Genomic DNA, 9,425 nt, shown 5'->3' on the forward strand with positions numbered 1-9,425 from the left:
GAAAAATCCGACTCACAGACGCCCCCCGCACAGCGATCGCTGCGCGGGTGGCGTCTCGACGGGCTCACCTTACTGTCAAAAGGTGCCGTTGCGCACTCCACGGGTCCGAATTGTGGCATTTCACCAAGGAATCGGCGAAAGCCCGGACCACCGGAGTCAGATCACCAGGCGTTCAATGTGTCCAGAATCTGCCCGCGGGCCTGCCAGAGTCCCGCACCCCAGTACGGCCACGAGTGCGTGCCGTTGGACGGGAAGTAGAAGTTGGCAGGGATACCGAGGGTGGCCAGCCGAACCTGGAAGGCCCGCGTGTTGGCCAGCGCGAGCGCCTCGAGACCCATGGCATTGCCGGTGTTGTAGTAGTCGATGGGAGCGGCCGGGCGGTCGAACTGCCCGGGCAGACCGCTCGCGGCCGAGATGAACATCGACAGGCCCTGCAGGCGCGGTGCGAACACGAACGGGTCGTTACGCAGCCACGCCGGGTTCCACGGCGGGCCCCACATCGAGTCGACGTTGAAGCGTCCGGAATCGATCATCGCGACGCGGATCGCCTCACGCATGCCGGGGGCCGAAATGTTCAGGTAACCCGAGAGCGAACCGGCGAACTTGAACTGGTCGCGATGGTATGCGGCAAGCGTCAGGGCGGCGCTGCCACCCATGGACAGGCCGAAGACCCCGTTGTTCGTCTTGGAGACGCCGTAGTTCGCGAGGAAGTTCGGCAGCTCCTCGGTCAGGAACGTCTCCCACTTGTAGGTGACGGGCTGCCCGTTAAAGTTACTGGGTGCGTACCAGTCCGTATAGAAGCTGGATTCACCGCCGACCGGCATGACCAGGGTGACGTTGTCGTTGCGGTACTGGTCCAGGGCGTTGGTCTCGAAGGACCACGCGTTGCGGTCGTTGCGGGCACGCAGGCCATCGAGTAGGTACAGCGCGGCGTTGCCCCCACGCGCTGCCCACTGGACCTGAACCTTGATGTTGCCCATCGAGGAGGGCACCCACAGCTCTTGGTAGCCACCCCACGGCGCGGTGTGCGCGGGGCCGGAGTGCGTCGGTGCCGCCACAGCGACAGATCCGCCGGCGATTCCTGCCGCCACAGGCAGTACCAGTGCGGCGGCACCCACCGCCACGGCACGTTGCTTGAGGCGCTGAGACAACCTCGGTCGGGCAAAACGCATGGATACTGCTCTCTCTCTTCGTCTGCGGATTCCGCCATGGCGGCTCCGGCGGATTCCGTCGGTGAACAGGCGACATACCGGCCGGACGTGGCAGGCCGGGCAGAGACCTCCTCGAGTCACGCGACAAACGCTCGAACAGCGTGACTCATCATGTGGCTACATCGTCGCTCACGCCGCCGCCGTTACACAACCGAGATCTGATGTTCCCGCATCGAGATCTGACTGCTACCCACCGGAGACACGAAGGCCGGCAGAGTGCATCGCGTCAATTGACCGGGGCGGGGAGTGGCGGCTCGAGATTGCACCGTTGAATTTCGTAAGCAGGCACTCGGTCCAGTCGATAACCTGCGAAATCCACCGCGCTCTTGAAATTCTGCTTGAACCGCGCCCACGTCAGGTCCGCACGATACGAGGTCAGCAATTCCTGCGTCTGCGGGCAGGTGAGCGCCAATCGAGCATCGGCCACCCAATCCTCATCCAGGAAATGGGGCAGCCACGGGTGTTTGTCGATCATTCCCGTGTCGGCGACGACCCAATCCGGATACAGATTCTTGTCGTGCCCGATCCGTCCGTCGTCCAGGCGTTCGGTGTGGGCAGCAAGCGGATACGCGAGGCCCATCTGATCGAGCACCGTGACGTCGAGGCCGACGTTCATGCTCGTCATCCCGAGGTTCAGGAAGTAGACGGTATGTCCTGCGCCGCCGTCCGGAATCGGAAGGGGCGGAGGGACGACCCACCAGTACGTGTAGTCGGGAGCCGGGATGAGCAGTCCGCCGTCGGGGGTGTCCGAGATGGTCTGAGCCATCGCGCGCATGCGCGGATAGTCGAGATAGTCGTCCGCACGTATCGGATGTGCGTGTCCGGTATTGAGGACGTAGAAAGCGCGTTCGTCCACAATTCCCGAACGGCCGACAACAGCACCCTCCGGCATGCCCGTGGTGTTCGACGCGAAAAATGCCCACACCACGGTTCCGGCCCACAACACGGCCATTGCACCGAAAATTCCGGTTTCGCGGTTTCGTCCCCACGACGTCCGGTCCGGAATTCGCACCGGAATCACCGCGACGGGAATGAGGAAACAGAACAGCACCGGCAGAAGAACGCGGCCGTGCATGAAGTCGCCGCCGACGCGCACCGAATAGAGGCCGAGGAGTAATCCACTCACGAGAATGAATACGACGACGGCACTCTGGGTCCGGAGCCGTCCCCGCAGTCGCGCCACGGGATTCCCGCCGCTGTGACGAACACCATCGACTACCGACGAATCACGGCCCGACCATGCGGTGAGCACACCGGCGAAAAGAAACAGCAGCGGGAGCCACAGCAGGTAGGGACCGAGCAGATTCCAGAGATAGGCGAACCCCTGCGACCATTTGGCACCGCCGGCGTCCTTGGAGACGGCCGTATTGGGGTACGGCAGGGCGTAGTAGCCCATCCGCCAGATCTGATATCCCACCGGGACGAGTGCCGCCACGAACACCGTCGCGGTCCGCATCACCCAGGTCAGACCCGGTGCGAAGAAGATGATGGCCAGCGCCAGAGCCGCGAGAATCGCCAGTTCCGGCCGGACCAGTGGTCCCATGCCCGCGATGAAGGCGAGGATCAGCACCGATGTCGGGGACGGCTTGTCCGCCTGACTCCAGCGGACCATCAGCAGCCAGAGCAGGGCGATCCAGAAGATCACGAGGCAACTCTCGAGCCCGGACGTGGCGAAATCCCGGGCCGGGGGCACTGCGATGTAGACCAGCACACCCGCAGGGAGCAGCAGCAACGTCCCGCCCGACCCGAACGAACCGCCCCGGTACAGCCGCGCCGTTCCGGACATCGCCAGCACGATCGCCGCTGTGGACAGGACCAGCGCGATCGCGAGGACCACGTACTCGAGCCGGAGCCCGGTGAGCCAGCCGAAGACGTAAACGATGTACGTCCAGGCGGTACTGGTGTTGGCCTCGACGCGCTCCCCGATGTTGAACACCGGACCGTTGCCCGCGAGGAGGTTGCGCACCGTGCGCAACACGATCAGACCGTCGTCGGCAACCCAGCGCCGCTCCCATGCTCCCCAGAGCATGAGGAGGGCCGAGGCGGCCACACCGCCCAGGAAGACCACCCTCGAGAGGATGGCCTTCTGGTGGCGTTCGTTTGCCCGCGCGTCGGCGACGGCCGTCTTCTCGGCGTCTCCTACCAGCTCAGACGAGGTAGACAGCGACACCCACAACTCCGATCCAGGCAATCGCGAGAAGTTGGAGCACCCGGTCGCCCAGAGCGATCTCCTCCGGCTCGCCCGCCTCACCGCCGTCGACGTCGACTGCGTACCGCAGAATCGCGACCGTGAACGGCACCATGGAGATCGCGTACCAGTTGGTGCCCTTGGTCGCGTCCTGCTGGAAAGCCCACAGGCCGTAGCAGAGCACGACCGCGGTGGCGCTGAGCGTCCAGACGAACCGCAGGTAGGTCGTCGTGTAGTTCTCCAGAGACTTGCGGATCTTCGCGCCGGTGTTCTGCGCTAGCTGCAGCTCCGCATACCGCTTACCGGCCGCCATGAACAGCGAACCGAACGCCATGACGAGCAGGAACCACTGCGACAGCGCGATCTCGGCTGCCACGCCGCCCGCGATGGCGCGAAGCAGGAAGCCGGACGAGACGATGCAGATGTCGAGGACGGCCTGATGCTTGAGGCCGAAGCAGTAAGCGAGCTGGATGCCGATGTAGACGGCCATCACGACCGCGAGCTGCCAGTTGGCCAGGAAGGACAGGCCGATGGCCACGACGAGAAGGACCACCGCCATTCCGTACGCCAGGTTGACGGGCAGCACACCGGCGGCGATGGGACGGAAGCGCTTGGTGGGATGTGCGCGGTCCGCCTCGACGTCCATCGCGTCGTTGACGAGGTAGATGCCGGAGGCCGCCAGGCAGAACACCACGAAGGCGAGCGCGACGGGAAGAAGTACGTTGGGATCGGTTGCCGTTCCTGCAGCAATGGGCGCTGCCAGAACGAGGACGTTCTTGACCCACTGACGCGGACGAACGGCCTTGACGATGCCCGCGGCCAGGGACGTCGGGGGTCCTGTGACTACGGCCGGTTCCTCGCTCATTTCACTCCAAATTTCTGTTCTGCCTTCAGCACCGCGACCGCGGAAGCGGCCCCCAGCACAGATCCGGCGAGCACATCGGAAGGGTAGTGCACTCCCAGAACGAGCCGGGAGAGCAGCATCGGCGGTACCAACAACGCAGGCAAGGGTAGCCCGGTGAGACGGCCCAGGAGCACTGCCGCGGCCGTGGTGGACGTGGCGTGTGAGGACGGGAAGCTCAGCCGGCTCGGTGTCGAGACGTTGACCTGGATCGACGGGTCGGTCGGCCGGGCGCGGCGAACCACGCGCTTGATCACGATCGATGCGGCGTGGGCTCCTACCGCTCCCACGGCGACCCCGGCCCACTGCCGCCTGCGCGGCCTGTCGAGTGCGGCGCCGACGCCGGCGATCGCCGTCCAGCCGAGGGCGTGCTCACCGAAATGCGACATCGCGCGGGCCGCGCCGATCACTCCCGGCTTGCTCGCGATCGTCGACTGCACGGTGTTGAGGATCTTGACCTCACGAGATGCCGAAGACACGTTCCCACCTCTCCTTACTGGTCAGGGCAGGAACGGCGTCCTGGTACTCACGTTTGAGGGCGGGGAACCGCTGGGCAAGTTCCCGCCGTAGCCGCAGGGCCTCCTTCAGTAACTCGTAGGCCTGCTTGGGGTTGCGCTTACGGTAGACGACGCCGCGGCCGTCTGCGGTGGTGACGGTCACACCGTCCACCTGCGACAGGAGGTACCACCGCGCGTCCAGGGTCGGGACGTTGAGCTGAGGACGTTCGTAGTGCTCCTCGTTGACGGGCTTGACGCTGCGCACCAGACCCTTGCCGAGCCGCACGATCTTCGCGAGCGGGTTGCCCGGCTCGCCGACGGAACCGACCTCTGCACCGGACGGCAACGGCAGACTCGTCGACGACGGCAGGACCACCGCGTCAGAGAACTCCTTGCGCATCGCGTGCACGTTGCCGAGGGCCGTGGGCAGCAGTTCGAAGATGTGCTCGGGGCCCTGCAGGAAGTCGGCGATCGCCTGGTTCTGGATGGCCACCGTCGAGTACTCGAGACACAGCAGGTGCTTGAGCGTGGCCTTGACGGTGTCGATCACGAGCCCGCGGCCGTTGCCGGGCATGTGCAGGGCCGCCACGACAAGACGGTTGCGGAGATGGAAGTACGCCTGCCAGTCGATGGCGTCGTCCTTGTCGGTCCACGCCATGTGCCAGATTGCGGCGCCCGGCATGGTGATCGTGGGGTACCCGGCCTCGCGGGCACGCAGTCCGTATTCGGCGTCGTCCCACTTGATGAACAGCGGCAGTGGCTGACCGAGCTTCTCCGCGGCTTCCCGCGGGATCATGCACATCCACCAGCCGTTGAAGTCGACGTCGATACGGCGGTGCAGCAGCTTCGAGTTCTCGCGGTCGCTGAGCGGATAGCGGGAGAAGTCGTGGTCGTACTCGACGTTGGGCGCCGCGGTCCACATGAAGATGCTGCGGTCGACCACTTCACCCATCGTGTGCAGGTGACTGCGTTCCTGCAGATTGAGCATCTGGCCGCCCACCAGCATGGGGCTCTTCGCGAATCGGGACATCGCGAGTGCACGCAGAATCGAGTCGGGTTCGATCTCGATGTCGTCGTCCATGAAGAGAATGTGCTGACAGTCGGTGGTCTTCAACGACTCGTACATGATGCGGCTGTACCCGCCGGACCCACCGAGGTTCGGCTGATCGTGGATCACCAGGCGATCACCGAAACCGGCGGCGACCTCGGCGAAGTCGGGTTCGTCCCGGACTTTGCGGGTGCCCTGATCGGGAATGATCACCGCCTTGACGACATCCATCACCAGTTCGTCCGACGCCAGCGCGGTCAGCGCCTTCACGCAGTCGGTGGGACGGTTGAACGTCGGGATACCCACCGCCACGGTGGCCTCACCCGGCGCCTCGACCGGCGCGAACCACCCCGCGCTCTCGAGCACCACCTCGGTATCGGTGGTGATGTCGAACCAGATCCAGCCGCCGTCCTCGAATGGAGCGAGTTCGATCTCGAACTCCATTGCCCCGGGGATTCGCCCCGTCGATTCGCTCGCCCAGTCCCCGTCCTGGAATTCGCGTCCCTCCACATGGATGCGCGACGAATCGGCCTTGGAGCGGTAGACGTCGATACGGCAGTGACCCGACAGCTCGAGCCGCAGCACCACCGACTTCAGGATGCTCCAGCGGCGCCAGTAACTGGCCGGGAAGGCGTTGAAATAGGTGCAGAACGACGCTTCCGACTCCGCGCCGATCGACAGCGACGTGCGCGACAGCGAATGCGCGCGGCGACTGTTGGTCTTCGCTTCCTCCAGGTAGAGGGTGCGGACGTCGAGGGGTTCGCCGGGCCGGGGCAGGATAATCCGCTGCAGCAGCGATTTGCCCAGCAGTTCGTAGTCGTCGGCCGCCTTCTCGGTGTCGAGCAGGTGTCGCGCGCTCATTCGGTCCCTCCGGCCAGGTCCGCACCCGATTCGAGGTGCGGGCGCAGTGTGTTGTCGAACATCGACAGCGCACTGGCGATGGCCATGTGCATGTCCAGGTACTGGTAGGTGCCGAGGCGGCCCCCGAACAGAACCTTGTTGTCGGCGGTCTCAGTCTTTGCCCGGTCCCGGTACGCCGCGAGCTTCTCGCGGTCCTCGGGGGTATTGATCGGGTAGTACGGCTCGTCCGTGCCCTCGGCGAACCGCGAGAACTCCCGCATGATCACCGTCTTGTCCTTCGGGTAGTCCCGCTCCGGGTGGAAGTGACGGAACTCGTGGATGCGGGTGAACGGCACGTCGGCGTCGTTGTAGTTCATCACCGGCGTTCCCTGGAAGTCACCGGTCTCCAGCACCTCGGTCTCGAAGTCGAGAGTGCGCCAGCCGAGCTTGCCCTCCGAGTAGTCGAAGTATCGGTCGAGCGGTCCGGTGTAGACGACCGGCGCTTCGGGGCTCTCTGCGCGCAGCTCGTCCCGGTCATCGAAGTAGTCGGTGTTCAGCCGGACCTCGATCTTGGGGTCCTTCGCCATGTTCTCGAGCCACGCGGTGTAGCCGTCGACGGGCAGGCCCTCGTACGTGTCGTTGAAGTAGCGGTTGTCGAACGTGTACCGCACCGGCAATCGGCTGATGTTGCTCGCGGGCAGCTCCTTGGGGTCGGTCTGCCACTGCTTGGCGGTGTAATCGCGCACGAACGCCTCGTACAGTGGGCGTCCGATCAGGGAGATCGCCTTCTCTTCCAGATTCGATGCCTCGGCGGAATCGATCTCGCTGGATTGCTCCGCGATCAGTTTCCGGGCCTCGTCCGGGGTGAAGTAGCGGCCGAAGAACTGCGATACCAGACCAAGGCCCATCGGGAACTGATACGCCTGGCCCTTGTGCAGCGCGTAGACGCGGTGCTGGTAGTTGGTGAATTCGGTGAACTGGGTGACGTAGTCCCAGACCCTGTCGTTCGACGTGTGGAACAGGTGGGCACCGTACTTGTGGATCTCGATACCGGTCTCGGGTTCGGGCTCCGAATAGGCGTTTCCACCCAGGTGATGACGGCGATCGAGCACCAGCACACGCTTGCCCAGCTGCGTAGCCGCACGCTCGGCGATGGTCAGTCCGAAGAAGCCGGAGCCGACAACGATGAGGTCGTACCGGGCAGGGTGGGTCTCTGGGTTTGCTGCGGTCACGATGAACCAGGGTAAGCGACTCCGGCCCCCGCGTGCCTTTCCGGTAGCCCCTGCTACCGAAAACGCGCACAGAAGCTTGTCCTGCTGTTCACCGGTTCTGCAGACCTCGTTGTCGCTGCCGACCCGGTGATCGCGCTTGATGAACCGGTGCGCATCGTTCAACTCGCCAACTTTTACGGACCGCGGTCCGGTGGACTGCGCACCGCACTCCACCACTGGGGGCAGGGGTATGCCGAGCGGGGACACGAGGTTGTGCTCGTCGTCCCAGGCCGGCGCGATGACGAAGAGCTTCTGCCCAGCGGGGTTCTGCGGATCACACGTGCGGCCGTCACACTCCCGGCCACGGGCGGCTATCGCGTCGTCAACCCCCGTCGCGTGGCCGACGTCGTGCGCGGACTGCGACCAGACGTCCTGGAGGTCTCCGACCGCCTCACGCTGCGCGGTTTCGGTGGGTGGGCCCGCGCCCGCGGGATACGCAGCGTCGTCGTATCTCACGAACGGCTCGACCGGCTGATCGGCCAGCTCGCCCCCGGTCGCCTGGCGCGGGACTGTGCCGACGTCGCAAATCAGCGCATGGCGCGCAGCTATGACGCGGTGGTCTGCACCACGGACTTCGCGAGTGAGGAGTTCATCCGCATCGGAGTCCCGAATCTTCATCGCGTTCCACTCGGTGTCGATCTCACGATGTTCCATCCGGAAAAACGCGACCAGGCGATGCGCAACTCCTTCGCCGACCCGGCCCAGCGCTTCCTCCTGCACTGTGGGCGTCTGTCCGTGGAGAAGCAGGTGGAGCGGAGCATCGACGCCGTCCGGTTGCTCCGGAAGCAGGGACATGACACACGCCTCGTCATCGCGGGCGACGGCCCGCGGCGGCAGGCGCTCCGCCACCGGGCTCGGGGGCTGCCGGTGCATTTCACCGGATATATCAGTGACAAGAGCCGGCTGGCCGCACTGTTCGCGTCGGCGGATGTCTCGATCGCACCGGGACCGCACGAGACGTTCTGCCTGTCGGCGCTGGAGTCCCTGGCCGCGGGAACTCCCGTGGTCGCGTCACAGTCCTCGGCACTCACCGAGATCATCACACCCGAGTGCGGTGCCCTTGCCCGCGATCGCGGACTCGCGTTCGCCGACGCGATCAGCAGTGTGCTCGCGATTCCGCCGGACACCCGGCGTTCGTCCGCGCGACGGCGGGCCGAGAACTTCGGCTGGGGCGAGTCCGTCGACGGGATGCTCGGGGTCCTGAAAGGATCCTGAAGAATTCCCGCCGAGCACGACGGGAATCCTTCAGGATCTTCTCTTCTGGTGTCCGACCGACCTTCCCCTAGCTTCCGCCCGTCGGTAACCATTCGCGGAGCACACCGGCATCGATCACCTGTGCACCCAGAGTTTCTGTCCAGATGATGGTGCCGCCCGTGTACATCCGGAACTTTCCTGCCTCGGACGGCAGCATCATTTCCGGTCCGATGGGAGCACCGAGCGTGCTGTTGACCCCACCGAGTTCCTTGTAC

8 protein-coding genes are annotated in these 9,425 nt (G+C 65.0%); 1 reads left to right on the forward strand and 7 read right to left on the reverse strand.

Features of this window, described 5'->3' with window-relative positions; all coding sequences use genetic code 11:
* Positions 1–161: 161 nt before the first annotated feature.
* The 6 genes from WAW17_RS27805 to glf form a co-directional block, all read right to left on the reverse strand.
* Entirely contained in the window at positions 162–1,172 is a 1,011-nt protein-coding gene (locus WAW17_RS27805; RefSeq protein WP_422336084.1) for an alpha/beta hydrolase, read from the reverse strand.
* 265 nt (positions 1,173–1,437) lie between these two features.
* The gene (gene zomB / locus WAW17_RS27810; RefSeq protein ID WP_422336091.1) at positions 1,438–3,357 is read right to left on the reverse strand and encodes a flagellar motor control protein ZomB; all 1,920 of its coding nucleotides are present in this window, start codon (positions 3,355–3,357) and stop codon (positions 1,438–1,440) included.
* 1 nt (position 3,358) lies between these two features.
* Positions 3,359–4,264 (reverse strand): decaprenyl-phosphate phosphoribosyltransferase, encoded by a 906-nt coding sequence (locus WAW17_RS27815; protein WP_422336085.1) that lies wholly within the window; start codon positions 4,262–4,264, stop codon positions 3,359–3,361.
* Complete coding sequence (locus WAW17_RS27820; RefSeq protein WP_422336086.1) at positions 4,261–4,779, reverse strand: phosphatase PAP2 family protein; 519 nt, start codon at positions 4,777–4,779, stop codon at positions 4,261–4,263. The genes WAW17_RS27815 and WAW17_RS27820 overlap by 4 nt, the downstream gene beginning before the upstream one ends.
* Complete coding sequence (locus tag WAW17_RS27825; protein WP_422336087.1) at positions 4,760–6,706, reverse strand: glycosyltransferase; 1,947 nt, start codon at positions 6,704–6,706, stop codon at positions 4,760–4,762. The genes WAW17_RS27820 and WAW17_RS27825 overlap by 20 nt, the downstream gene beginning before the upstream one ends.
* Positions 6,703–7,917 carry a UDP-galactopyranose mutase gene (gene glf, locus WAW17_RS27830; protein ID WP_422336088.1) on the reverse strand — a complete coding sequence of 405 codons (1,215 nt, stop codon included), beginning with the start codon at positions 7,915–7,917 and terminating at the stop codon, positions 6,703–6,705. Before glf ends, WAW17_RS27825 begins: the two co-directional genes overlap by 4 nt.
* A gap of 147 nt (positions 7,918–8,064) precedes the next feature.
* Between glf and WAW17_RS27835 the strand changes: the two genes are divergently transcribed.
* Positions 8,065–9,171, forward strand: coding sequence for a glycosyltransferase (locus WAW17_RS27835; protein ID WP_422336089.1), 1,107 nt, complete (start codon positions 8,065–8,067; stop codon positions 9,169–9,171).
* A 67-nt stretch (positions 9,172–9,238) separates the two neighbouring features.
* Here WAW17_RS27835 and WAW17_RS27840 read toward each other — a convergent pair.
* The coding region (locus tag WAW17_RS27840) for an LGFP repeat-containing protein (RefSeq protein ID WP_422336090.1) at positions 9,239–9,425 on the reverse strand (187 nt) is incomplete at its 5' end.

The sequence above is a fragment of the Rhodococcus sp. (in: high G+C Gram-positive bacteria) genome (assembly GCF_049286785.1).
In the GTDB taxonomy this organism is placed as follows: Bacteria; Actinomycetota; Actinomycetes; order Mycobacteriales; family Mycobacteriaceae; genus Rhodococcus_F.

Bases quoted from the DNA above. Each gene is read 5' to 3' on its own strand.
- WAW17_RS27805 (WP_422336084.1), bottom strand. From the start codon at position 1,172: ATGCGTTTTGCCCGACCGAGGTTGTCTCAGCGCCTCAAGCAACGTGCC.
- WAW17_RS27815 (WP_422336085.1), bottom strand. From the start codon at position 4,264: ATGAGCGAGGAACCGGCCGTAGTCACAGGACCCCCGACGTCCCTGGCC.
- WAW17_RS27825 (WP_422336087.1), bottom strand. From the start codon at position 6,706: ATGAGCGCGCGACACCTGCTCGACACCGAGAAGGCGGCCGACGACTAC.